The sequence below is a fragment of the Mycobacterium sp. IDUB_39 genome, assembly GCF_055419205.1.
In genome coordinates this window covers 1-22,352 of record NZ_JBVAXF010000005.1, presented here as the reverse complement: position 1 = coordinate 22,352, position 22,352 = coordinate 1, and the positions used below count along the sequence as shown (strand labels likewise).

Below are 22,352 nucleotides of genomic sequence, written 5' to 3'. Positions count from 1 at the left end.
GAGATTGTCGCTCAGAGGCGGGCACACGCAGTGCTGGCTCCGCAGCCGTGACGGCTCATGCGACCCGGCTCAAACCTCACACGTCGATAGCAGGATCCGGCGCCGCATGCCGCGGCCCAGCAGGACGCTGATCCGAAACCGCTGAATCTGGCTGCGGCGCTTGACCAACCGCAGACTCCGGCACTCGCTCACGGCGCTCCTCGGATGCGGCGGCCTGCTGCTCCTCAGTGGAACGCTCCTCGGGGCGCGGTTCCTCCTGCTGCGGAGCAGCCGGGGCGTCACCCGAGCCCGACCCCGAACCACCGCCCTCGCCCTTGCCGCCGGCCATCTGGCTGATCTGCTGCACGCCCTGCATGGCACTCTGCGGCACGGACGACACAGCGCCCATCGCCTGCATGGGCATCTGCGCAGCCTGACTGGCCATCTGCATCGGCGTGCCCATCATCTGGCTCATCTGACTCATCGCATCACCGCCCGCACCGGCGGTACTTCCGGCAGCGCCAGCGGCACTTCCCGCTGCGCCCGAAGCACCACCCGAGCCAGCACCACCGCCCGAGCCGCCCGAGCCACCCGAGCCAGAACCCGACCCGTCGAACCGGTGCTTCTCGTACTCGGCTGCAAGCTGCTCATCAGTGGTTTGATACTTGCCCGCCGCGGACACGATGTTCGACGCCGTCTGCCCGGCCGCCTCCTTCACCGCGGGCAGGCCCTCGATGATCGGGGTCTCCAGGCCGGGCAGCTTCGCCGTGATCGCCTGCGAGATGGCGTCGCCGCCGTTGACCGTGAACGGCGCTGGCGCTTCGGGGAGAGCACTCGCCGACGCCTGCAGCTGAGACCCCAACTGCGACAGCATCTCCGGGTCGACCCTCAGCAGGTCCCCAGCACCGGCACTGCTACCAATCGACATGTCACACCTCGCCTTAGAACCGCAGGTTGCGAAGAAGGTCGTACACGCTGGCGATCCACAGCAGCAGCGGGATCACCGCGGCGATCGCCGCACCGTCGAGCAGCTCGAGGATCCGCTTGGTCACCGGCGACACCCGGCGCACACCCGCCGTCGCACCGACGACGATCAGCGCCACCATCCCGGCCGCCGCATAGAGCACCAGCACCAGCCATGCCATGTCCGGGTACCAGTCGCACAGCCTGACGGCCACACCCGTGGGAATCACCACCACGGCCCCGAGAAGCGCCCAGGCGCACCACCGCTCGGCGTACAGCCGGGAGCGGAAGGCGCACACCGCGGTGACCAGACCCGCCACGATCATGCTGTGCACGAAGAAGTGCCCCTGCACCACGACGGTGATCGCGCCGACGGACAGCACCGTGGCACCCGCCATGACGAAACCGATCAGCAGCTGCTTGGCCAGCCGGCTGCGCTCGGTCAGTCGGGCCGCGGACTCCGGGACCGACGCGATGATCGCCTGCCACGTCGGGGACTCCTCGTCGGAGGCCTCAGGCACCGAGACCGGGTCCAACAGTTCTTCGTTGGTGACCGACTCACCCGGCGCCGGGATCGGAGGCAGCGCGATGCGCGCGACCGCGACGGTCAGCTTGGCCGCGTTGGTCACCACGATGAGCCCGAACGCGATGGCACCGGCGGGCACCCAGTAGGACCACCCGTAGCCGAAGGCGATGGCCGCCGCGGTGACCGCGATGGCCGTGACGGCCAGGAATGAGGCCACCTCAGCGCGCTTTCGTGGGCCACCTCGCGTCGCCAACACCAGCAGCAGGACTACCGCCGCCGCCCCGGCGACGTTGGGAGCACCCAGCCCGTCGATACCGCGCGGCAGCGGAACCGCCAGTGCCGCCGCGCCCGCCAACAGCGGAACCGCGGCGACCAGAAGGCTTTCCGACATGTCGATGTTGCCGTACCGGGTCTTGGCCAACATGCTGCCGCCCAGCACCCCGAGACCCAGCAGGCCGACCCCGAGCGTCCACCACCAGCTGTGCCCGGTCGTCGACCACGCGCGCAGTGACGCGCCCGTGAGCACGAGCGCGACGAACGGAATGGCCAGACCGACGAAACGGTTAAGCGCGGTGCGGTCGAACTCCGGCGACTCGTCGAGCACCGCGATCGCGTCGATCACGTCCTCGACCAGCGGCCGGTACCGCTCGGTGCGGCTCACCGACACCAGGGTCAGCAGCGCTCCGTCGACCACACCCGCGTCATCCAGGGACTCGCTGGCCCGCAGCGGCGGAGCGCCGGGGCGCGCGAACGCCCACTCGCCCTGCGCCTTGAAGTCAAAACCGGCCAGCACGTCGGCCGGCGCATCCTCGAGCAGATCGCCGAGAACCGACACCGTGTCATCGATGTAGGTCTCGACCGGGGCCGACGCGGGCAAGACCAGATCGGTCATGCGACGTCCGGTCAAGACGGTGACCCGGGTCGTCGATGGCCTACCAGGCGTGACGCCCGGGGTGCTGGGTGCGGCGGCCGTGGCGGTCAACGGCGCTCGAGCCGGTCGAAGTCGTCGGACAGCGCCGCGGCCAACTCGACCGTGCGCCGCCGGAAGGTGTTACTCAGCAGCTCCAACTCGATCTCGGTGCCCGAGGCGATGTGCTTGTCCCACGGCAGGACGATGACCCGGCCCGGCGCAACGTGGCGTTCGAACTGCTGCACCAGGTCCTCCACGTCGATGTTCGGCTTACCCGGTACGACGTGGTTGATCACGACGCACGACCGACCCAGTAGATCCTGGTAGCCGTTCTGGCGCAACCAGTCCATCGTCACCGCGGCCTGCCGTGCACCGTCGATCGAGGCGCTGGCCACGATCACCAGACCCGACACCGTCGACAGCACTCCACGCGAACTCGACTGGAACAGCCCGGCACCGCAGTCAGCGAGCACCAGGTTGTAGTACCGCGACACGATGTTGACCGCGCCCGCCCAGTCCTCCTCGTTGAACTCGCGGCGCGCGCCGCTGTAGTCCTCCGACGAGAGCACCTCGAGGTTCGAGCCGTTCATGCTGGTGTACGCGCGGATGTCGTTGTAACGCGACAATTCCTTGTCCGATAACAGATCTGCGATCGTCGCCGCGGACTGCCTGCCCGCGCGGTCGGCGAGATTGCCTGCGTCCGGGTCGGCGTCGACGGCCAGGATGCGGTCGCCGCGGATCTTGCTCAGCGCCGAGCCCAGGGCCACGGTGACCGCGGTCTTGCCGACGCCGCCCTTCAGGCCGAACACGCCGATCTGGTACGAGTCACGCGCGTTGCGCCGGATCCGCGCGAACAGATCCAGCTCGTAGAGCTCGTCGGGTGACAGTCCCACGTTGATGCGGGTCAGCAGGTACAGGAACCGGCGCCATCCGCGCTGCGACGGCGCCTTGACCGCCGACCGCACGCCGACGTGCGACAGCGCGTCGATCGCCCGGTGGTTGCCGATGCTCGCGGCCGACGCCAATGCGGGCTGCCCACCCGTCCAGGCACCCTGGCCCTCCATCTGAGCGTCCGCGAAGTGCTGCGACGGTGCGGGTGTCGGTGCGTGCCGCGCCAGCGGTGCCGGGGCAGAGCGCTGCTGCTCGTAGCGGGCTCCGGCGGACCCGGATCCCTGCGGCGCGCGCATCATGCCGTTGGGCTGCACGGCCCGCTGCTGGCCGGTGGCCGGCGGGGTCGGCCGCATCTGGGTGGTGATCTCGGTGGCCCTCGGTGGCGGCGCGGCAGCGGCCTGGGCGACCGCCGGCGTCACGGGCATGGGATCGGCCGACACGTCCGGGCGACCGGTGCCGGTGGGCATCGACGCGGACGCGGCCAACGCGGCCTGAACGGCCTTGGGGTCGACGGTCGTCGTCTCGTCGTCGCCCGCTTCTGCGGCGTCCGACGAGTGAAAGAGCCGGTCATAGTCGGCCGACATGGGGAAACCTCTCAACAGTGGGGTCACGCCCGGTAACGCGGTGAGGTGGGCGGCGGCTCTAGGCCAGCCCGCCCACCTCCGCGGTCCGTCGTGTTAGGCGAACATCCCGGTCACGCCGGCTTCGGTCTGCGCCATCGTGGCACTTGCCTCGCTGATGGTCGACGCCAAGTTCTGCAGCGCGTTGTTCAGTTCCAGCGACGCCTCGTCCCAGCGCATCTGCACGCCCTGGTAGGCCTCCGAGCCCGAGCCACCCCAGACGGCGGCCAGCGCGCCGAGCGACGCCTTGCCCTCGTCGAGCAGGCCGGCGGTGGTCGCCACCGAACCCTGAATCTCGCCCGAGCCGCCCTCGATGCCTGCAAAGTTCCAAAGCTGTTCTGACATTAGTGATCTCCGTTTTCGTAAGTTGTTGTGGTCAGAGGTTCATCGCGGAGGACAGCGTCGACGTCTGATCCTCGTCGGTCGACGTGTACTGCGTGCCGGATGTGTGGATATTCGACGAGATGTCGTTCAGCTGCTGGATCTGCTGCTGAGCGGCCTCGTGGAAACGGACGAGCGCGGCCTGCGCTGCCGTTCCGGCCTGGCCCTGCCACTGACCAGCGAGCGAGCCGGCAGTGGACTCAACCTGTGCGATAACGCCCTTGAGCTCTCCGGAGATGCGCTCGAAGTTGGCTGCCTCCTTGGCGAGGACAGCGGCATCGGTATTCATCTGTGCCATCGGTGTTTACCTTTTCTATTTTCCTGTGTCCTCACCACGGGAAATGGCGAGTCCTTCCGCCCCCTTGGGCCGGGAAGTCTTTGTTGGTCAACGACTCACCAGTCGTCGTCCTCGTCCTCGCCCAAGTCCTGAGCGAGTGGTGACGGTGCCTGCAATCCAGCCTTGGATCCGCCGCCGTTCTTCTTGTTCTGGCCCATCATTCCCATCGGCGCACCGCCTCCGGAGCCCACGGGAGCCAGGCCCGCGCCACCGGAACCGGCGCCTGCCCCAACGAGAGTCGGGGTCTCCGGCTTACCGACCAGATTGGCCATCAATGGCGTCTGCGCCATCGATCCACCCATCCCGGGCAGCGACGCCGCCCGGACCAGACCGGCACCCGCCCCCAGACCCGATCCGCCTGCGAGCGGATGGTTGGAGAACGGGCTGGCCCCCATCAGTCCCATCTGCGCGGGGTTGGACGAGTTGCCCATCCCGCTGAACATGGACGTCATCTGTTGCAGTGGCGACGCCAGCTGTTGCAGCGGCTGGGCCACCATCTGAGTGGCCTGCTGCGGCATCTGCATGGCCATGGAGCCCAACTGCGACCCCACCTGCATCGCCATCTGCGTGCCCTGCTGCATCATCGGGTTCTGCTGGGCGGTGTTCTCCGCCTTCTGCGTCTGACCCTCCGCCCGCTGAGCGGCCATGTTCGCCTGGCTCGCCGAGCGACCGGCATGCAGGGCCACGGACTCCAACTTCGCCCTGGTGCTGACCGTCGCGATCGACAGCTCCCGAACCAGCGCTCCGGGTGCCATCGCCGCGACCTGACCCATCGCCGAGGACACCGCGCCCTCACCGACGCCCGGCAGGACAATCGGCTTCATCGGCAGGATGGGCTCGAACAACGTGTTGGCCGTGGTCTCAGCCTGGTAGGCGTCCATGATGCCCGCCGCCTGGTTCCACATCCGGACGAAGTAGTCCGCCTCGTTGAGCCCGATCGGCACGGCATTGACACCCAGGAAGTTGGTGGCCTCCAGGACCCCATGCGTCACGTGGTTCAACTCGATCTCGGCCAAGGGCGGCGTGCCCAGGAGCGCCGCGGTGTAGGACGTCGCCTGGGCCGTGGCCTGCAGCGCCCGCTTCTGCGCCTGCAGCGACGTCGTACGCAGCCAGATGACCATCGGCATGGTCGCCTGCACCGCCCGCTCACTTGCCGAACCCGACCACGCGCTACTCAGCGAGGTGAGGCTCGCGGCCAGCTCATCTGCCTGCGTCTCCAACAGGATCGCCAGCGCCTCCCACCCGGCCGCGGCCTGCAACATCGGTGCAGGGCCTGCGCCCAACATGAGGCGGGAGGTGTTGATCTCCGGCGGCATGGCGTGCCACGACATGGTTGGCACCGCAGGTATTAGAGACATGGTTTGCTGGACCCGAGTTTCAGCTCACAGAGTTATTGTTGTTATTACGACAAAACAGACGCGTTGGCCCCGTCGACTGCGGAGTAGATTCCGGCAATCTCGACATAGGACGCGCCGGTGCGCGACAGCTCCTCCTGGGCGAGCGCATTGGCAGCGAGAGCCTGTGCTCCCTCACTGGCGAAAGCCAGCGCGGCCTGCATCGACACCTCATCGGCGCCGGCGGGCATAAGTGCGGTTACCTCGGCCGCAGCGGCCGTGCCGCCGGCCAGGCCGCGGGCGCCGTTTGCGACGACCTGTGAGCCGATCGCCGCCGCTGCGGGATTGTGGGACATGGGTTGCATTGCGCTACTCCTTTACCAATTCCGAACGGGCTGTAAAGCGGCCGTTTCGGTGGCACTGAGAGATTTACTCATCCCCACTATGTGATCCCCCGATCCGTTTGCTAGCCCGTTATGCCTAGCGTTGCTGAATGACTGTTGTGAATATTACCGGGACTCCGGAGGTGCTGCGAACACTTCTTCTTCGGGTGGATCGACGTAGGCCGCCTGAATGACCTCCTTACCGTCCGGTGAGACGAGAAACGCCTGGCCAGGGGGCCTGCGCTTCAACTTGATCTCACTCGAGGGGAACTCGGTCTTCTCCCCGGAAAGGAACATCGTGGGCGACCCGGCGCCGTACGCAGCGCCCACGAACTTGTCCATCGTCGCGCGATGTGCCTGGCTCATCTGACACGTCACGACGATGTGCAGACCGATGTCGGCGGCCGCCGGCAGCAACGGCGCCAGCGGTGCCATGGGCGGCATCACGCCACCCGCGGCGACGATCATGTGCCAGTCGTCGACCAGCAGAACCACGTCGGGTCCGGTCCACCATGACCGCGCCCGCAGCTGCGAGGTGGTCAGATCGGGCGGCGGCAGCCGTTTCTGCAGGTTGGTCGCGAGTGCCTTGATCGACTCCTCCAGGGAGGTGTTGTTGCGGTTGACCGCGCCCGCGTCGAGCAGATGGCTCTGCGGGACGGCGTCCAGCAAACCCGACCGGTAGTCGGCCAGCATGAACCGCACCTGCGACGGGCTGTTCCTGGCACAGATCGCCGACGCGACCGCGTGCGCGATGGTCGTCTTGCCCGACTTGGGCGCACCGAATATCAGCAGGTGCGGCGTGGTGTGCATCGGGTCGTAGGCCACCGACAGGTCCGACTCGCGCAGCCCGATCGGGATCGTCCACCTGGTGCGGTAGTCCGACTCGGGTCCCGGCGGGTGCGGATCGAGCTGGTGCAGGTGGATCTTGTCGGGCAGCACCCTGACCTGCGGCGCCTGATCGGTGTGGCGGGCGGCGATGTGCTCCACCGCGGCCGTGATCGCCGGAACCATGTCCGTGGCGCTGTGCACACCGTCGATCCGCGGCACGCCGATCATCAGGTGGTGCTTCTCCACGGACACCGCGCGACCCGGCCGGTTAGCCGGGATCTCACGGGTGATCCGGTCGATCTGCGTCTCGTTGACGTCGCCGAGCCGGAACTCCACCTTGGTGCCCAGGTAGTCACGCACGCGCGCCTTCAACTCCGTCCAGCGCGGTGTCGAGATGACGGTGTGCACCCCGAACGCCAACCCCTGTCCGGCCAGGTCCTGAACCACCGGCTCCAGGTCCGGGAACTCCGCGGTGAACGCCGGCCACCCGTCGATCACCAGGAACACGTCGCCGAACGGGTCGGCGGACGCCGGATGGTTCGGATCGTCGCGCAGCTGGCGATACGTCGCGATCGAGCCCACGCGGTGTTCCTTGAACATCGCCTCACGGGATCGCAGGATGGCCTTCATCTCGGCGACCACGCGGTTGACCCGGTCGGGCTCGGAACGCGTTGCGACGCCGCCGACGTGGGGCAGGTCCTCGAGGTACATCAGGCCGCCGCCGCCGAGGTCGATGCAGTAGAACTGCACCTGCCGCGGCGTGTGTGTGGCGGCCGCCGACAGGATCATCGTCTGCAAAAACGTCGACTTCCCCGTCTGCGGCGCGCCGCCGATGGCGATGTTGCCGCCCGCGGCGGACACGTCGACACCCCACACCTCCTGGCGGTGCCTGCGCGGCTCGTCCATGATGCCCAGGCCGAAGCGCAGCGGTTGGCGCCTGTCATCGCGCTCGACGAGTTCGTTGACGGGTGTCGGTTCGTTCAACGGCGGCAACCACATTGCGTAGGCGCGCATCTCGCCGGTGTTCAGCTGTTCGAGGACCACCTCGCGCAGGACGCGCTGCTCGGACTCGATGCTCATCAGTTCACCACCGCTTCCGCGATCGGCGCTGCGGTGAACGCGTGGATCTTGACCTTGCTCTGCGGCGCGTGCCGCGGTGTCGCCTCACCGTTGTCGCTGAGCACCGCGGTGGCCTGGTACGGCGTGCCGGTGTAGACGCTCTTGAACTTCACCGGGTCCTCCATGCCGACCCGCAGGAAGCCGACACCGCTCTCCTTGTTGGTGATGTACTGCGCCTCGGGGGTGCCGATCACCGCCTTGGACTCCGCGGAACTGGTGGTACGCAACGCGATCCGGTAGGTCAGGTTGGGCTCGAGCTTGTCGATGCGCACACCGCCGGTGTTCAGCGACTGCGTCGCCAGCAGGAGGTGCACGCGCAATGACCGGCCGACGCGGCAGATGCGGTCGAACAGGTTGATGAAGTCCGGGTGGTTCTGCAGGAGCTCGGCGAACTCGTCGACCACCACGAAGAGCGTTGGCAGCGGCGGAAGGTCAGCGCCGCGTTCGCGGTGCTTCTCGTACTCGGCCACACCCGACAGCGCGCCGGCCGCGCCCACCTGGATGCCGGCCTGGCGCAGGATCGACTGGCGCCGGTCCAGCTCACCGGAGAGCACCTCGCCCATCCGGCTGACCAGCTCGGCCTCCTCCTCCATGTTGGTGACGACGGCCGCGGTGTGCGGCAGCTTCTCCATACCGAGGAACGTCGAACCGCCCTTGAAGTCGGTCAGCAGGAGGTTGACCTGATCTGGGTGGTGCGTCGCGGCGAGCGAGAGGATCAGCGTGCGAAGGAATTCCGACTTGCCCGAGCCCGTCGTTCCGATGAGCATGCCGTGCGGGCCCGCACCGAACTCCGCGCCCTCCTTGATGTCCAGGTAGCAGATGTCACCCGACTTCAGTTCGTGGCCGAACGGGATCTTCAACCGGTCCCGGTCGAGATCGGTGAACATCCGCCACCGGTTGGGTGTGACCTCCTCGATGGTCTGCGCGCCCACCAGCTGGTGCCACTCGGTGGCGACCTTCTTCTGCACCCGGGTGCTCTTGTCGATGATGGTGCCGGTGATGGACCAGCCCGCCAGCTTGCGCGCGATCCGGCCCGCCTGCTGCGGGGTCATCTTGTCCGTGCCGCTGGTCACCAACCGGAACGTCTGGTTGGGCAGCCGGTCGTCGGCGGTGCCGTCGGCGTCCACCCGGATCCGGTAGGCGGAACCCCGGTGGTTGCCGAGCGTGATCACGGTGACGCCCGCGCGACCGTCGACAGGGAATCCCGCCTTGCCGCCGGTGAGGTCGATGACCACGACGTAGGGGCCGCTGGGCGCGGAGTCGGCGGTGTGCGGCCCGCGCGCGGTCAGATCCGACAGCCCGTCGGGGCGGGTGAACACCAACCTCGTTGCGCCCGCAGCGTCGGTGTCGGTCTGGTGCTGCGCGTGCGGCAGCCACTTCAGCCACGCCCAGTCCGGATCCTCCGGGCTGTCCGTCAGCACCCGGATCTGCAGCAGGTCCGGCGGATGAAACACCGCCAGGTGGCAGATCATCGCGGTCAGCAGACCCGCTGCGCCGGCCGCGTCACCACCGATCGCGACGGTCGGAAAGGTGCGCAGCTGAACGAGTTTCGGGCAGTCGTGAATCAGGCCGTGGGTGCGCAGGAACTTGGTGACCCACATGTGGCTGACCGGCTCGAGGTGCGGCTGCGGCGCGGCCTGCGGGCCCGCGAGCTCGCCGCCGACGGACGGTTTGAGCAGCCGGTCGACCGCAGGCTCCGACCCGATCCCGATACGGGTGGCGGCGTAGAAGTCGGTGCCGGTCTGTCGTGACCACTGCCGGTTGGTGCCGATGATCGACAGCAGGTCATCGGGGTGGGGTGCGTGGTAGTTGAAGAACGTCACCTGCGCCGCGGCAGATGAGGTGACCCTGGTCCGCAGCCCCGCGAGGTAGCGCAGGTACTCCTTGCGGTCGGCGTTTATCTCGGGCACCTTCTTGCCGCCCGAACCGCCGCCGGCCAGCACACCGACCGTGCCCATGACCATCATCAGCGGCATCATCAGCATGTACGGCGAGAGCTGCCGCACGCCGGTGAAGATCATGATGGCGATCATTCCGATCATGCAGCCACCCATCACCCACGGCAGCGCCTTCTGCATACCCGACGGCGGGATGTCCACGCCCAGGTCGTCGGGTGGGGTCACGTTGATCTCGCCCGGCGTCAGGCGCGGACCCCGCTTGATGGTCGGGGTGAACTTCTTGGTTGTCATCAACCGCCTCCGGTGTTCGACGCGGGTTGGGCCCCACCGGCTTCGACCTTGCGCGGATTCGGGTCGGCCGGCAGCGAGTCGTGCTCCAACAGCGCGGCCTGCTTGGACAACACCGGGCCGTCCACCAGCAGGCTGACCACCTGCCATGGCGCCGTCAACGGCCCGGACAGCCCGAGGTCGTTCGCGGCGTCGTCGTTCGGGATGCCGTACCGCACGCCCTGCGGATCGACGTAGTACATGCTCTCGCCGTAGCGCGGATCAGGTGACTGCAGCCGGATGAACTGGCCACCGTTGATGAAGACCGTTGAGTCGCCGCCAATCTGGTCGATCCCGTTGTTCATCGCCGTCGCCGGGATGGGCAGCCTGCGGCCGCTGATCACCGATGTCCGAGACCCCTGGTCGCCGGGCTGACGCTGCCACGACCAGCACAGTGTCGGTGTCTCCTCACGCAGCTGCATCTCGAGTGCCTTGTCCGGCAAGGGCGACACGTAGACCTGCTCGGCGATCTTGGCGACCACGCTGGACTCCACCGACGGCGGCGCGACCAGCCCGTAGGAGTTGCCGGCGCGCAACGCCGCGGCCGTGGGGTCGTTGACCTTGGCCACACCGTCGGGCAGCACGACGTAGTGCTGCTCACCCGACTCGGTGACCGTCTGGAACACCGAGCCGATCACCAGGTTTGCCGGCAACCCGAGCGTGTTCGGCGCGCCGGCCGCGGGAATCTGCGGCAGTTGCCACGGCCCCACGTTGGGCAGCGCGTTGAACAGACCCGACGATATCGGTGTCGCCTTGGCGGTCACGGGGATTCCGACGGCCGACGTGACGGCCCGATCGGACAGGTCGATGGCATGCCGGCCGCGGTCGGTGACCAGCCAGTCCCCGCCTTCGTAGGTGACCAGCATGCCCTGGTCCGGGCGCATCGGCCCCACCGAGCCGTCCTTCACCAGCGGCAGCACGATGACCGAGGTATTCACCGTCGGCGCAACGCTTTCCGCCTTCGTCACGGTGTCGCACAGGGTCCACGTGGACTCGGCGACGGAACTGACCGGCGTTGCGTAGGGCGCACCGGGGATTCCGATGGGCTGCCCCTTCGACATCCGGTTGAGTTCCTCGGACTTGACCGCCGACGGGGTGCTTGCGTTGCCGAGCACCAGTCGCGCGGAGGTCAGGTTGTACACCGGACGCAGCTGATCGGTGCCCGGCAGCACGACGTAGAGCTGGTTAGTGGTGCGGTCGACCAGCAGGCTGTCGCCACCGCGCTTGCCCAGGGGCTTGAAGTACGCCAGAAGTGCTGCGCCCAGGCAGATCACCACCGCCAGGATGATGCCCGCCATCACCGCCCGGCTGTAGAACTGCAGCGGGTCGTCGAACATCCGGGTGTCGCGCCGCACGATGGCGTGCTCGACGCGGCGCAGCAGAAACCGCCAGCCGCTGACCTGGATCTTGGTGGTGAGCCGAAAACCTGCCATGAGCTAATCGCCGATGTTCAGCCGTGCATGTACAGCCTCGATGGCCTCCGCCATGTCCTGTCCCCCGATTTCACTGAGTTGTTCCACCCCGAGGCTCTCGAAGTCCACCGAGCGCGCCAGCCGCATGTCGCGGCACTGCTCCCCGGCCTCCACGAGTTGCCGTGCGTATCGACCGTTACCCGCGATGTCCAGCGCCGGCTTGTCGTTGAGCTTGCGCTCGCTCAGCAGCGTCGCCGCCTCCAACAGCCGCTTGGCCGCCTCCTCGCTGAGCGCCGAGTCATTGTTGGTGGCAATGACCTTGGCGATGTCGACGATCTCCTCCGGCGAGTACGAGTCGAACTCGATACGCGTCGCAAAGCGTGACCGCAGCCCGTCGTTGGTCTCCAGCAGCCGGTCGATGTCCACGCTGTAGCCGGCGATGATGACCACCAGCCGGTCGCGGTCGTTCTCCATGCGGGCCAGCAGCGTGTCCAATGCCTCGGTGCCGAACTGGTCCCCGCCACCCTGTTTGGAGTCCTGCACCAGGGCGTAGGCCTCGTCGATGAACAGCACCCCGCCCAGCGCCCGGTCGATGGTCTTGCTGGTCTTCACCGCGGTGTGCCCGAGGTACTCGCCGACGAAGTCCTTGCGTGACGTCTCGATCAGTTTGGGCTCGGCGATAACGCCGAGACCGGCCAGGATGTTGGCCACCACCCGCGCGATCGTGGTCTTGCCGGTGCCGGGCGGGCCGGTGAAGATCATGTGCTTGGACGTCTGGCCGACCTTCATGCCGCGCGCCGCACGCACCTTCGCCATCTGGGTGGCCGCCCGGTAGCGCTCGATCTGCTCCTTGACCCGGCTCAGGCCGATCTGGCGGTCGAGTTCGGCCTGGGCCTCCTCCAACAGCCTCTCGCGGCCCGAGTTGTCTGTGACCGCGCTGGACGGGTCCCACGGATCCTGACGCGAGGCGATCTTCTCCGACGTGGTGGTCTGCAACCGGTAGTTCGGGTCCCGCAGCGCGGCAGCGACTTTCGGCTCCGAATGGCTGGCCTGCAACCACTCCAGCAGCGCCACGGCGGACTCCTCGTTGCCCTGGCTGCGCCGCGTCATGGCCAGGAACCAGGCGATGGAGGTCGCGCAGGCCTCCCCCGCCGGTGACGAGTTCGCCTCGGTGAGACGACGCTCCGCCTCGGTGAACAGCCCGAGGTTGGCAGCGGCGACACCGTGGGCGACGCTCGCGGCCGCGGCGAGGAACTTGTCGGGCCACGCGGTCGCGCCGCGCACCTCCTCGATCACATCGGTCCACCGTTCGGCCGCGGCGTAGACCACGGCCTTGACCCAGGAGACCAGGTGCTCGGCGCCGGTCGCGGGCGCGTCCTCGAGCGCCTCCATCGCGTCGGCGAAGTTGCCCTCGGCCGCCTCGTTCACGGCGAAGCCCATGGTGATCGCCAGCGGTGAGTTCACCGGGTAGGTGATGTCACCGAACTGCCCCCCAATGGGCACCCGGGCGCCGACGCTGTTCATCGAGATCTCAGCGGCGCCGGCGAGTTGGCCGAAGTTGTTGCGCGAGTACCACGCCCGAAACAGTGTCACCCGGTCGGTGTCGCCGCAGCGGATGCGTCCCACCCACGCGTCGCAGGCGGTCTCGTCGTGCGATGTGATCTCGGAGAAGATCTCCAGGGAGCGCGCCGGGGAGCTCGGCAGCATGCCCACGGCACTTCCGAAGAGCCCGGCCAATTGGTCAGTCATGGTCACCTGTGTATCGAGTGGAGAACACCGCGGCCCGGTCCGCGTCCGCCTGTTCGGGCGAGGGCAGGTCGAGGTCCCGGCTGAGGAAGTCGCGGGTCGCGACGTCGTCGTGACCCTGTTGGCGCATGCCCTCGAGCATGAATGTGTACTGCGCGGACCTGGCATCCTGCGTCGCAAGACGCGCGATGACGAGGATCTCGTCGGCCAGATTCGTTTCGGTCATCGTGCTTACCTTCGGCGAGAGGTCGATCCGGTGGACTCGTCCATCCATGAAGGTAGTCACGGTCACGGTCCCCTGCGGATTCGTCACCGTGAAGAGCGGTACCGGCAGCCCGTCGTCGGGCAGACCCGGATCGGGGTCGGGCAGCAAACCGCCGCCATCGGCGTCATCGCCGACGGTCGGGTCCTCGACGACGTAGCCGTCGAACGCATCCAGGTCGGACGCTCGGTCGTTGGGGGAGGCGTCGTCGTCGGACGTCGAGAAGTCCAACGCCGACAGGACGTCGTAGTCGTCCTCTTCGTCGTCGTGCGGCGAAGTGTCGTCCACCTGGGGATTGCCCTCTCTCAGTCCGCGTAGGAATCGGTGTCGGCGCCGTCAGACCAGGCCACGTCGAACCACGAACGCGACGGCAGGAACTCCAGCAGCCCGTCGAGCGCCCGCTGCAGGTTCTCGGTGGTGCCCGCGAGGAAGCTGCCGTACAGCTCCCCGTTCACCCGCCGTGGAATCGACACGATCCTCCCCTGGCGCGCATCCAGAACGCCGGCCGCGACGTCGGTCTGGGTGAAGGTGCCGCCGTCATGTCGCTCGTTGGCGGTGATCTCCACCCAGCTCTTGGGCTCTGCGATGGCGTCGGCGTAGATGCGCGCCGACGGCGGCGCAATTCCGAACTGCGCGAGCTGATTAGCGGTGGTGCAATCACCGAGTTTGCTTGCCACCCCGGTCAACGGTTCGACATCGGCAGGCGTTGCCGAGCCCAACACGACATTCACCATTCCGGCCAGACCGACCTGGGGTGCGACGCGCTGCAGGACCAACATGTCTCCGTCGCGGGCGGCGACGACATGGCGATCCCCCTTACGGCACACGGTGAAGCGCACCATTTTGCCACCAACATCGCGTCGCCACCATCGTCCCTCGAGGGTGCGATCGGCGCGGCTCAGGGTGTCGAGCATGGCGGCGACCTCGGGATGCGGATCGCCGAATACGTTCAGGATGCCCTGCGCCGTGAGGTCACGGGTCACCTGATCCCACACCATGTCGCGCAGCTCGAGAAGCGGAATGTTCTGCCGGATACCCAACGACGTCGGGAAGTCCATCAGGTTCAACTTGTCGGCGATAACGAGCAGCCCGTCGATCGTCACCTCGACCGCGACGACGTCATCAGCGTGCGTCGAACCATACGAATTGGTCATGCTCACCCCTGCATCTGCGCGCCGAGCAGACCCCTGGCGCAGTCGTCTGTGTCGTCGTAGCGGCGGGCGGCGTCGACCAGACTGGCCTCCAGGTGGTCCGACATCTCCTGCATGGACCTGCCCGCCGCGCGTCGTGCGCTGTTGGCCGCCTCGACCGCCGCCGCCGTCGACCAGGAGATGACGCCGTGGCTGACCCGCACCGATGTGTCGACCCCCTCGGTGACCTCGGTTGCGGACAGGATCTCGGCAGCGGCTCGCCCCTGCTTCGCCGCCAGTTCACCCAGGTGGGCGGTCGTGACCTCTAGCTCACCAGACATTGGAAAAACCCCCTCGCGCTCATCTTCCTACTGTTGTGCCAGCGACGGCGACCCGATTGGGTCATTTCGATCCAAAGTAGCTGTGATCGGGCTGGCCATCCCCGCGGGATCGACATCGACTGCCAAGTGCACCGGGGCGCGACCGCCGTCGGCGGCACCGGGCGCGGCGCCCGGCTCCTCGGGCGGGCCGTCGCCGTCGGCATCCTGCTCCTCGAGGTTCTGCTCGACGTCGGCGATACCGTCGCCGTTCTCGTCCTCCTCGACGTCGGGGATCCCGTCGCCGTCGGTGTCCTTCGCGTCCTCAGCTTCCTTCGCGGCCTGCTCTTGCATGGCCTTCTGCACGGCCGATTGCACCAGCGAGGCGATCTGCGCGGCACTCATTCCCGTAGCGGCCGCGGCGGGCATGGCCCCGACCGCAGTGCCCGGCAGGCTGCTCAGTGGCGCCGCGAGACTGCCGGGTGCCGCGCCGCCGCCCGACGCCGGCGACCCGGTGGCCACCGGCGACGTGGGTGTGGAGGCATCTTGGGGCTCCGGCGCGGATGGCATGTCAACAGACTCCCTGTCACCCGATGGCGTGCCACCCGACGATGACCCGCCACCCGACCCCGTGCCTGAACCCGAACCACCGCCCGTGGCGGCGCCCTCGGCCTGTGTGCGGTCCGATCCGGATTCACCGGACGAGGAGTCCGTGTTCCCGTTACCCGTGTCCCCGTCACCAGGCGTATCGCCCTTCTCCCCGCTCGGCGGGGGCGGCGGGGACGGGGGCGGAGTGTTCGGGTCGGGCGTCTTCTTCGACATGTTGGACCGCCCAGACCGCCCAGACCGCTCGCCGTACCGGCCAGCCGTCTGCGAAATCTCCGCGGCGTTGGAGTTGACCTGCTGCGTGAGCTCGGTGAGCTGCATCGTGCACGCGCCGAGCGCCTTGGTGACCGCGGCGATCTCCATCGCCAGCGCCGCCCCCTGTCCGACGAACGGTGTGGCCGCGACGAGCATGGTGACGAGCCCGACGTCGGCCAGCCAGTCGCTCTGGTCGTCGAGCACGGCGCGCGTCGCCGTGATCTGTCCCGCCTCACGGGCCAGCACCGCATTGATCGACTGATCCGAGGCCACCATCGTCTGAGTGCGGCCGATCTGGCGGGAGTTGCTGTTGGAGTAGGACTCCGAGCCACTGCCCGTCCAGGATCCGGTCGGATAGGCGCCCGCCAAGGTGTCTCGGGCACCGGCGAACCGGCTGGCGCCGGCACCGAAGCGCGCGCCGTCGTCAGGGCTGCCGACTCCGGTGGTGAGCTTCATGCCGGAGATGGTCATCTGGCCGCCGAACAGAATGGGCGTCTTCGCCCGCTTGAGGAACTTCTTGATCTCGGGGTTGGCGAGGAAGCGCAGCGCGTCATCGCCGTACTCGGATAGCTTGCGACCCAGTCGCGCCAGCTCCGCCAACCGGCCGGCAGTGGAGAACCGCTGAAACAGGCTGCCGAGCCCCTTCACGCCACCCGCCAGTTTGTCGGCATTGCCGATGAGACCCTTGGCGGCTTTGCCGACCTCGAATACGGCCGCACCCACGTCCTTGATGTCCCCGAGCAGGCTCATTTACCCAATCCCCTTCGCCGGCTGCGACGTTACCAGCGGATTCGGGCCCCAAAACGCACCAATTTTCGACACGGTGATCAGTTCATTGGCGCGGTGAACAGGCCATATCCTGCTTCACCGCGGGCCCGGGCCGCGGCGTCGTCCCGCACTTTCCCACCATCCGTCGGCATCGGCGGCCGCTGACCTCACCCGGTCCCAGGGCCGAGGATCGGAGATCTCGGGCTCGACGAGGCCGCCTCTGATGCCGATCACGTGTTTGCTGACGCCCTCCGCCGGTCCCGTGCTGACGCGCCCCCGGCACGCCGTGGTTGATACTTGAGACCAAGACCGACAGTCGCGTCGTCGGATGTTCGAAGGGAGACCTGCTGACGTGAACGACCGCGACGATGATCTGCGCAGACAACTCGGGTGGACCGGGCCAGAGGAAACCGACTACGAGCCCACCCCCGTCGAGCCGACGTTCACCCCGGCGGCCACACCACTTCCCACCCGGCCGCCCGTCGACTTCGTGGCGCCGAGCGACCCCCAGGAACCGAGTGACCAACCCGAACTCCCCGGCCCGCAGCCCCCGCGCGAGCCGCAGGCCGAACCCCCATCCGGCGGCGCCCATCAGCAGCGCCCCCGCTACGCCCCGCCATCGGGATTGGCCCGCGACACCACCCCGCCGCCGCGCGAGAGTCGACGTGACGCACCGCAACGCGAGTCGAATCCCCGTGACACAGGCCAGTTCCCCGCGGTGAGTCGTCCGGACAACCCTCAGCAGTGGGGTCAGCAGTGGGGTCCGCAGCCCGGCTGGCCGCAGCAGCCTCCCCCACCCGCACCTCCGCCGCCACCCCAACCACCCGCTCCCCCGCGCGGACCGCACAACCAGGGACAGCACAACCCCGGGCCGCCGACCGCCCCCTGGCCGGCGCCGAACTTCGGGCCCGACACCCGCGTCATGCCACCCTCACCGACGGGCTCCTACGCCGACCGGATTCGGGCCGACGACCTGGTCCCCACCAAGCAGCCGCCACCCACCCGTGGCTGGCGGTTGGCGGTCTTCCGCGCGACGTTCGGGCTGGTCAACCTGGGTCAGTCACCCGAGGAGATCCGCGAGGCGGAACTCGAGGCGCGGATTCGCGGCGTCCTGCGCGGTCACTACAAGATCGGCGTGATGGGCAAGGGCGGCGTCGGCAAGACCACGATGTCGGCCAGCATCGGTTCGATCTTCGCCGAACTGCGTCAGGACGACCGCGTCGTCGCGATCGACGCCGACACCGCGTTCGGCAAGCTGGGCAGTCGGGTGGACCCGAAGGCCATGGGCTCGTACTGGGAGCTGGCAGCCGATCAGCACCTCGAGACGTTCGCCGACGTGCGCAGCCGAGTCGGCAACAACGCCGCGGGACTGTTCGTCCTCGCCGGTGAGGGCAGCCCGGCACGCAGGCGCGTGCTCGATCCGGCGATCTACCGCGAGGCCACCGCGCGCCTGGACCGGTACTTCACCATCTCGATCGTCGACTGCAGTTCCACCATGGACGCTCCGGTCACGCAGGAGGTGTTGCGGGATCTCGACGCGCTGATCGTCGTGTCGTCCCCCTGGGTCGACGGTGCGGCCGCCGCGGGTCAGACCCTGGACTGGCTGGCCAACCGGGGCCTGACCGGGCTGCTGCAACGCACCGTTGTGGTCCTCAACGACTCGGATGGCCACGCCGACAAGCGAACCCGCGCGATTCTGGCGCAGCAGTTCGCCGGTCAGGGCCAGGTGGTCGTGGAGGTGCCGTTCGACGGCCACCTCCGTCCCGGTGGAGTCATCGAGCGAACCGCCGAGATGTCTCCCGCCACCCGCCGCAAGCTCATCGAGATCGCGGCGGCACTCGCCGCGCACTTCCCCGCCAACGACGACCGGGACCGGGCCCGCGACCGCTACTGACGTTCAGCGCCAGTCGATTTGGTCGACGAGCGACTCGATGAGGCGTGCGATGTCGGCCGGCACGGGCTGACCGGCCTCCGCGGCGACGATCGCATCCTCGGCGACTCCGGCCGCCTGCGCGGTCTCCGCGATGGTGAGGTTGGCGCGCCGCCTGGCCGCGTACAGCCGCTGCCCCAGCGTCGCGGTGGGCGATGTCGCGCTCAGGACCGTCAGCTCATCGATCTGCCGCCGGACCATGCTCAGCGCCCGCAGCAGGGGCGGGGTCACCCGACCGATTCGCGCCGCGCGGGCGGCGACCGCCTCAAGCTGACGCAGATCCGCCAGGATCCCGGTGACCCGCGGGGTGAAGTCGGCGTCATCAGGGGGCGGCAGCGCCCCGATGGTGCTGCCCAGGGTGTGGACCGCCGCGTCGACCGCCTGCGCGATGAGCGATACCTCGTCGCCGCCCGGCTGCGACTCGAGCTGGCGCTGTGGTTCGGCGGATACCGGCCCACCCTGTCGGATGCGAGCGATGGTCCCGGGCGACCACTGCAGGACCTCCTCGAGCTTCGCGCGCGTCTTCTCCCGCGGCCAGCTCCTGCCCTTCTCGAAGGCGATCAACGCACCGGCGTTCATGATCCCGTCGGCGGCGAGGCTGCGTTGGCTGATGTCGAGTTCACGGCGCCGGGCGGCAGCGGCGGCACCGGCGCGCGCCATCCCCGGATCGACATCCGCGGCGTCGTCGGGTGCGACACCTGAGTCGACGGGGACCAACTGCGTGCCCCTTCCCCTACATGTGGAGCGGCCAGCCATTCCGCTGCACCGCTACGTCTTGAACCACTTTAGCCGGATCGTTCAGCGTTTATAACCGTTGCGAAGAAACAGTTACAACCATGTCATTGCTTCGACTGTCGGACACCCACGCGTTCAGGGCGACGACTCTCCCATCTGGCCCGACCACTCTGAAGTGGACTTTCCACGTTTCCGTAGCGCCGCGGCGGTTCGTTCGCCCGTAACTGTTGCATCGCTACGGTTACTGCTATACATTTCTCCCCATCGCGCACGAACGACCGGCGCAAGACCTGAGGAGAACCAATGAACGCAGTGGGCCTGGACGGACTCCCCGTCGGTGAGTGCACACGCGATCCCGAGCGGTGGGTGACGACAGCCGACGAGGACGCCAAGACCATCTGCCGGCTGTGCCCGCGCCGGTGGGCCTGCGCCCGCGACGCCGTCGAGCTGCCCCGGGCCGAGGGTCTGTGGGCTGGCGTGGTGATCCCGGAGGCCGGCCGCGGCCGCACGTTCGCGCTGCGCCAACTGCGGTCACTGGCCGAACAGAACGGCTACCCCGTTCGCGCCCGCCGGGTCTTCCTGGAATCCGCGTGACAGATCGCCGCGCTGCCGCTTTTCGAGGGGACGGCAGCGCGGCGACGCCAGCTCCGGCGGGTCAGGAACAATCGGGCGCCGCGCACCGTTAATATCGTCGACAGTGCCGGACATGCCCCGGGTACCACCCCTTAAGTCGCCTAGAGCGACCAACTGCCGAGAGGCGCCATGACGGCACTGTCCTAGAGCCGCCGACGCATCAGCGTCGGCGGCTCTGTTCGTCTCGCCAGGGCTGCCGACCACGACGTCTGTCAACCTGTGGATGGATTCCGCACCCTGTCGGCATGGGCTCCTAGCGTGGGCGCATGACGTACTGGATCAACACCGTCAGCCGCGGCCACGTGCTGCGCGGGGTGGCAGGCGGATTCACTCAGGCCAATCACGGCAAGCCCCACATGCTGAGGCGGATGGCCAGGGATGACTGGATCGCCTTCTACTCCCCCAAGACCGACTATCCCGACGGGGCTCCGCTGCAGGCGTTCACCGCCATCGGTCAGGTCACCGACGACGAGGTGTACCAGGAGGACTTCGACCCGCAGTTCCAACCGTGGCGCCGACGCATGCGGTTCCTACCGTGTGAGGAGACACCCATTCGCCCGCTGCTCGACGACCTGGACTTCGTCGTGGACAAGTCGCGCTGGGGTTACCGCTTCCGGTCCGGCGTCATTGAGATCGACGAGCACGACTTCGGCGTCATCCGTTCGGCAATGACGGGCTGCCGTCGGCCACCCGGGGATAGGGTGGGTGCGGTGAGCAATACCGAGATCGCTCCTGACGAAGTGGCCTGCGGCCCTTCGCCGTTCAGCGGCGTCCTGCATCCACGCGATGTGCCCCTCGGAGGACCCCGCGGCATCCTGGTACGACGGACCCTGCCGCAACGCGACCTGTCGATGATCGGTGCGTGGTGCTTCGCCGATCACTACGGCCCACATGACGTCGCCGCTGGTACCGGAATGAACGTCGCGCCGCATCCACACACCGGCCTGCAGACCGTGAGCTGGTTGTTCAGCGGCGAGATCGAGCACCGCGACAGCGCGGGCGTGCACGCCTATGTCCGACCCGGTGAACTCAACCTGATGACCGCGGGCGCGGGCATCTGCCACTCGGAGGTGTCGACACCGGACACCCGCACTCTGCACGGGGTGCAGCTGTGGGTGGCGCTGCCCGACGCCGACCGAGACACCGCCCGCGACTTCGCCCACTACGTGCCCCCGGCGCGCGAGGTGGGAGACGCGGTGGTGCGCGTCTTCCTCGGCGAGCTGGTCGGCGAACGCTCCCCCGTCCACACCTTCACTCCCCTGCTGGGCGGGCAGGTCGACCTTCCGCCGCAGACCTCGGTCGCTCTCGCCGTCGACCGCGACTTCGAGCACGGCGTGCTTCTCGATCAGGGCGTCGTCGACGCACACGGCGACGTACTGGGCATCGGCGACCTCTGGTACCAGGCGCCGGGCTGCGACCGCATCGAGCTGATCAACAGTGGCACGCAACCGGCCCGCGTCGTGCTGCTGGGCGGTCCCCCGTTCCCCGAGCAACTCGTCATGTGGTGGAACTTCGTCGGGCGCAGCCACGACGAGATCGTCCAGTTCCGGACCCAGTGGCAGGATCAGGACGAGCGGTTCGGTGCGGTGACCGGCTACCCCGGCGCCCGCCTCCCCGCGCCACCCATGCCGGGCGGCAGACTGCAGCCCCGCGCGAACCGCACCCACCGAGGAGCACCTTGACCACCGAGATCACCACCGACAAGACCGGCGCTCCGACCACCGTCACGGAGGAACCTGGACGGTTCGTCATCTCGGTGGACGGCCGCCCCGTGGGCCTTGCGGAGTTCCAGGACATCAATGGCCGGCGCGTGTTCCCCCACACTGAGGTCCAGCCGAGCTTCGAAGGGCGCGGTCTCGCAACGATTCTCGTCGCCGAAGCACTCCGAGCCACCCGGGCGGCGGGTCTGCGCATCGTGCCCACGTGCTCGATGGTGGCCGGCTACATCGGCAAGAACCCCGAGTTCGCCGACATCACCGACCCGGTCTAGCTGGCTGTAGGTCGAGTCAAGGGGTGTGGAGGCCGTAGTGCGCCGTCGCCCTGGGGCGGGGCGTGATTTCGA

20 protein-coding genes and 1 pseudogene are annotated in these 22,352 nt (G+C 68.1%); 5 read left to right on the top strand and 16 right to left on the bottom strand.

Annotated features, from left to right (window positions below):
• Nucleotides 1-76: 76 nt before the first annotated feature.
• The 15 genes from ACZY0X_RS18745 to ACZY0X_RS18675 form a co-directional block, all read right to left on the bottom strand.
• Nucleotides 77-907, bottom strand: coding sequence for a hypothetical protein (locus ACZY0X_RS18745; RefSeq protein ID WP_463772535.1), 831 nt, complete (start codon nt 905-907; stop codon nt 77-79).
• Nucleotides 908-920: 13 nt separating this feature from the next.
• Nucleotides 921-2,450, bottom strand: a complete 1,530-nt coding sequence (eccD, locus tag ACZY0X_RS18740; RefSeq protein WP_463772534.1) for a type VII secretion integral membrane protein EccD — start codon at nt 2,448-2,450, stop codon at nt 921-923.
• Entirely contained in the window at nt 2,447-3,853 is a 1,407-nt protein-coding gene (locus tag ACZY0X_RS18735; protein WP_463772533.1) for a MinD/ParA family ATP-binding protein, read from the bottom strand. The genes eccD and ACZY0X_RS18735 overlap by 4 nt, the downstream gene beginning before the upstream one ends.
• Before the next feature lie 93 nt (nt 3,854-3,946).
• Nucleotides 3,947-4,234: a WXG100 family type VII secretion target gene (locus tag ACZY0X_RS18730; protein ID WP_463772531.1), complete on the bottom strand. Its 288-nt coding sequence runs from the start codon at nt 4,232-4,234 to the stop codon at nt 3,947-3,949.
• 31 nt (nt 4,235-4,265) lie between these two features.
• Nucleotides 4,266-4,568, bottom strand: coding sequence for a WXG100 family type VII secretion target (locus ACZY0X_RS18725; RefSeq protein WP_463772529.1), 303 nt, complete (start codon nt 4,566-4,568; stop codon nt 4,266-4,268).
• Nucleotides 4,569-4,663: 95 nt separating this feature from the next.
• On the bottom strand, nt 4,664-5,938 hold the full coding sequence (locus tag ACZY0X_RS18720) for a PPE family protein (RefSeq protein ID WP_463772527.1): 1,275 nt from the start codon (nt 5,936-5,938) through the stop codon (nt 4,664-4,666).
• Nucleotides 5,939-6,009: 71 nt separating this feature from the next.
• Complete coding sequence (locus ACZY0X_RS18715; RefSeq protein WP_463772526.1) at nt 6,010-6,306, bottom strand: PE domain-containing protein; 297 nt, start codon at nt 6,304-6,306, stop codon at nt 6,010-6,012.
• A gap of 144 nt (nt 6,307-6,450) precedes the next feature.
• Nucleotides 6,451-8,232, bottom strand: coding sequence for a type VII secretion protein EccCb (eccCb, locus tag ACZY0X_RS18710; RefSeq protein WP_463772524.1), 1,782 nt, complete (start codon nt 8,230-8,232; stop codon nt 6,451-6,453).
• Nucleotides 8,232-10,460, bottom strand: a complete 2,229-nt coding sequence (gene eccCa, locus ACZY0X_RS18705; RefSeq protein ID WP_463772522.1) for a type VII secretion protein EccCa — start codon at nt 10,458-10,460, stop codon at nt 8,232-8,234. The genes eccCb and eccCa overlap by 1 nt, the downstream gene beginning before the upstream one ends.
• The gene (eccB, locus tag ACZY0X_RS18700) at nt 10,460-11,929 is read right to left on the bottom strand and encodes a type VII secretion protein EccB (protein WP_463772521.1); all 1,470 of its coding nucleotides are present in this window, start codon (nt 11,927-11,929) and stop codon (nt 10,460-10,462) included. Before eccB ends, eccCa begins: the two co-directional genes overlap by 1 nt.
• A 3-nt stretch (nt 11,930-11,932) precedes the next feature.
• Nucleotides 11,933-13,657 carry a type VII secretion AAA-ATPase EccA gene (gene eccA, locus ACZY0X_RS18695; protein ID WP_463772520.1) on the bottom strand — a complete coding sequence of 575 codons (1,725 nt, stop codon included), beginning with the start codon at nt 13,655-13,657 and terminating at the stop codon, nt 11,933-11,935.
• Entirely contained in the window at nt 13,650-14,204 is a 555-nt protein-coding gene (locus tag ACZY0X_RS18690; RefSeq protein ID WP_463772518.1) for a YbaB/EbfC family DNA-binding protein, read from the bottom strand. Before ACZY0X_RS18690 ends, eccA begins: the two co-directional genes overlap by 8 nt.
• 17 nt (nt 14,205-14,221) lie before the next feature.
• Nucleotides 14,222-15,070, bottom strand: coding sequence for an ESX secretion-associated protein EspG (locus ACZY0X_RS18685; protein WP_463772517.1), 849 nt, complete (start codon nt 15,068-15,070; stop codon nt 14,222-14,224).
• A gap of 2 nt (nt 15,071-15,072) precedes the next feature.
• The gene (locus ACZY0X_RS18680; RefSeq protein WP_463772515.1) at nt 15,073-15,387 is read right to left on the bottom strand and encodes an ESX-1 secretion-associated protein; all 315 of its coding nucleotides are present in this window, start codon (nt 15,385-15,387) and stop codon (nt 15,073-15,075) included.
• A gap of 27 nt (nt 15,388-15,414) precedes the next feature.
• Nucleotides 15,415-16,974 carry an EspA/EspE family type VII secretion system effector gene (locus ACZY0X_RS18675; RefSeq protein WP_463772514.1) on the bottom strand — a complete coding sequence of 520 codons (1,560 nt, stop codon included), beginning with the start codon at nt 16,972-16,974 and terminating at the stop codon, nt 15,415-15,417.
• Between the two features lie 370 nt (nt 16,975-17,344).
• Between ACZY0X_RS18675 and ACZY0X_RS18670 the strand changes: the two genes are divergently transcribed.
• Nucleotides 17,345-18,886: a MinD/ParA family ATP-binding protein gene (locus ACZY0X_RS18670; RefSeq protein ID WP_463772513.1), complete on the top strand. Its 1,542-nt coding sequence runs from the start codon at nt 17,345-17,347 to the stop codon at nt 18,884-18,886.
• A 3-nt stretch (nt 18,887-18,889) separates the two neighbouring features.
• Here ACZY0X_RS18670 and ACZY0X_RS18665 read toward each other — a convergent pair whose 3' ends face one another.
• Entirely contained in the window at nt 18,890-19,582 is a 693-nt protein-coding gene (locus ACZY0X_RS18665) for a helix-turn-helix domain-containing protein (RefSeq protein WP_463773343.1), read from the bottom strand.
• A gap of 378 nt (nt 19,583-19,960) precedes the next feature.
• Between ACZY0X_RS18665 and ACZY0X_RS18660 the strand changes: the two genes are divergently transcribed.
• The 4 genes and pseudogenes from ACZY0X_RS18660 (at nt 19,961) to ACZY0X_RS18645 (ending at nt 22,280) form a co-directional block, all read left to right on the top strand.
• On the top strand, nt 19,961-20,251 hold the full coding sequence (locus ACZY0X_RS18660; protein ID WP_463772512.1) for a WhiB family transcriptional regulator: 291 nt from the start codon (nt 19,961-19,963) through the stop codon (nt 20,249-20,251).
• 305 nt (nt 20,252-20,556) lie between these two features.
• Nucleotides 20,557-20,952, top strand: a pseudogene (locus tag ACZY0X_RS18655) (EVE domain-containing protein); the annotation flags it as partial.
• 48 nt (nt 20,953-21,000) lie between these two features.
• Nucleotides 21,001-21,972, top strand: coding sequence for a pirin family protein (locus tag ACZY0X_RS18650; RefSeq protein WP_463773341.1), 972 nt, complete (start codon nt 21,001-21,003; stop codon nt 21,970-21,972).
• Nucleotides 21,969-22,280, top strand: a complete 312-nt coding sequence (locus ACZY0X_RS18645; RefSeq protein ID WP_463772511.1) for a GNAT family N-acetyltransferase — start codon at nt 21,969-21,971, stop codon at nt 22,278-22,280. The genes ACZY0X_RS18650 and ACZY0X_RS18645 overlap by 4 nt, the downstream gene beginning before the upstream one ends.
• Nucleotides 22,281-22,352 lie beyond the last annotated feature (72 nt).

What these genes read in the sequence shown, in the direction of transcription:
- ACZY0X_RS18745 (WP_463772535.1), bottom strand. Translation starts at nt 907, where the DNA reads ATGTCGATTGGTAGCAGTGCCGGTGCTGGGGACCTGCTGAGGGTCGAC.
- ACZY0X_RS18735 (WP_463772533.1), bottom strand. Translation starts at nt 3,853, where the DNA reads ATGTCGGCCGACTATGACCGGCTCTTTCACTCGTCGGACGCCGCAGAA.
- ACZY0X_RS18730 (WP_463772531.1), bottom strand. Translation starts at nt 4,234, where the DNA reads ATGTCAGAACAGCTTTGGAACTTTGCAGGCATCGAGGGCGGCTCGGGC.
- ACZY0X_RS18725 (WP_463772529.1), bottom strand. Translation starts at nt 4,568, where the DNA reads ATGGCACAGATGAATACCGATGCCGCTGTCCTCGCCAAGGAGGCAGCC.
- ACZY0X_RS18720 (WP_463772527.1), bottom strand. Translation starts at nt 5,938, where the DNA reads ATGTCGTGGCACGCCATGCCGCCGGAGATCAACACCTCCCGCCTCATG.
- ACZY0X_RS18715 (WP_463772526.1), bottom strand. Translation starts at nt 6,306, where the DNA reads ATGCAACCCATGTCCCACAATCCCGCAGCGGCGGCGATCGGCTCACAG.
- eccCb (WP_463772524.1), bottom strand. Translation starts at nt 8,232, where the DNA reads ATGAGCATCGAGTCCGAGCAGCGCGTCCTGCGCGAGGTGGTCCTCGAA.
- eccCa (WP_463772522.1), bottom strand. Translation starts at nt 10,460, where the DNA reads ATGACAACCAAGAAGTTCACCCCGACCATCAAGCGGGGTCCGCGCCTG.
- eccB (WP_463772521.1), bottom strand. Translation starts at nt 11,929, where the DNA reads ATGGCAGGTTTTCGGCTCACCACCAAGATCCAGGTCAGCGGCTGGCGG.
- eccA (WP_463772520.1), bottom strand. Translation starts at nt 13,657, where the DNA reads ATGACTGACCAATTGGCCGGGCTCTTCGGAAGTGCCGTGGGCATGCTG.
- ACZY0X_RS18685 (WP_463772517.1), bottom strand. Translation starts at nt 15,070, where the DNA reads ATGACCAATTCGTATGGTTCGACGCACGCTGATGACGTCGTCGCGGTC.
- ACZY0X_RS18680 (WP_463772515.1), bottom strand. Translation starts at nt 15,387, where the DNA reads ATGTCTGGTGAGCTAGAGGTCACGACCGCCCACCTGGGTGAACTGGCG.
- ACZY0X_RS18675 (WP_463772514.1), bottom strand. Translation starts at nt 16,974, where the DNA reads ATGAGCCTGCTCGGGGACATCAAGGACGTGGGTGCGGCCGTATTCGAG.
- ACZY0X_RS18665 (WP_463773343.1), bottom strand. Translation starts at nt 19,582, where the DNA reads ATGGCGCGCGCCGGTGCCGCCGCTGCCGCCCGGCGCCGTGAACTCGAC.
- ACZY0X_RS18660 (WP_463772512.1), top strand. Translation starts at nt 19,961, where the DNA reads ATGAACGCAGTGGGCCTGGACGGACTCCCCGTCGGTGAGTGCACACGC.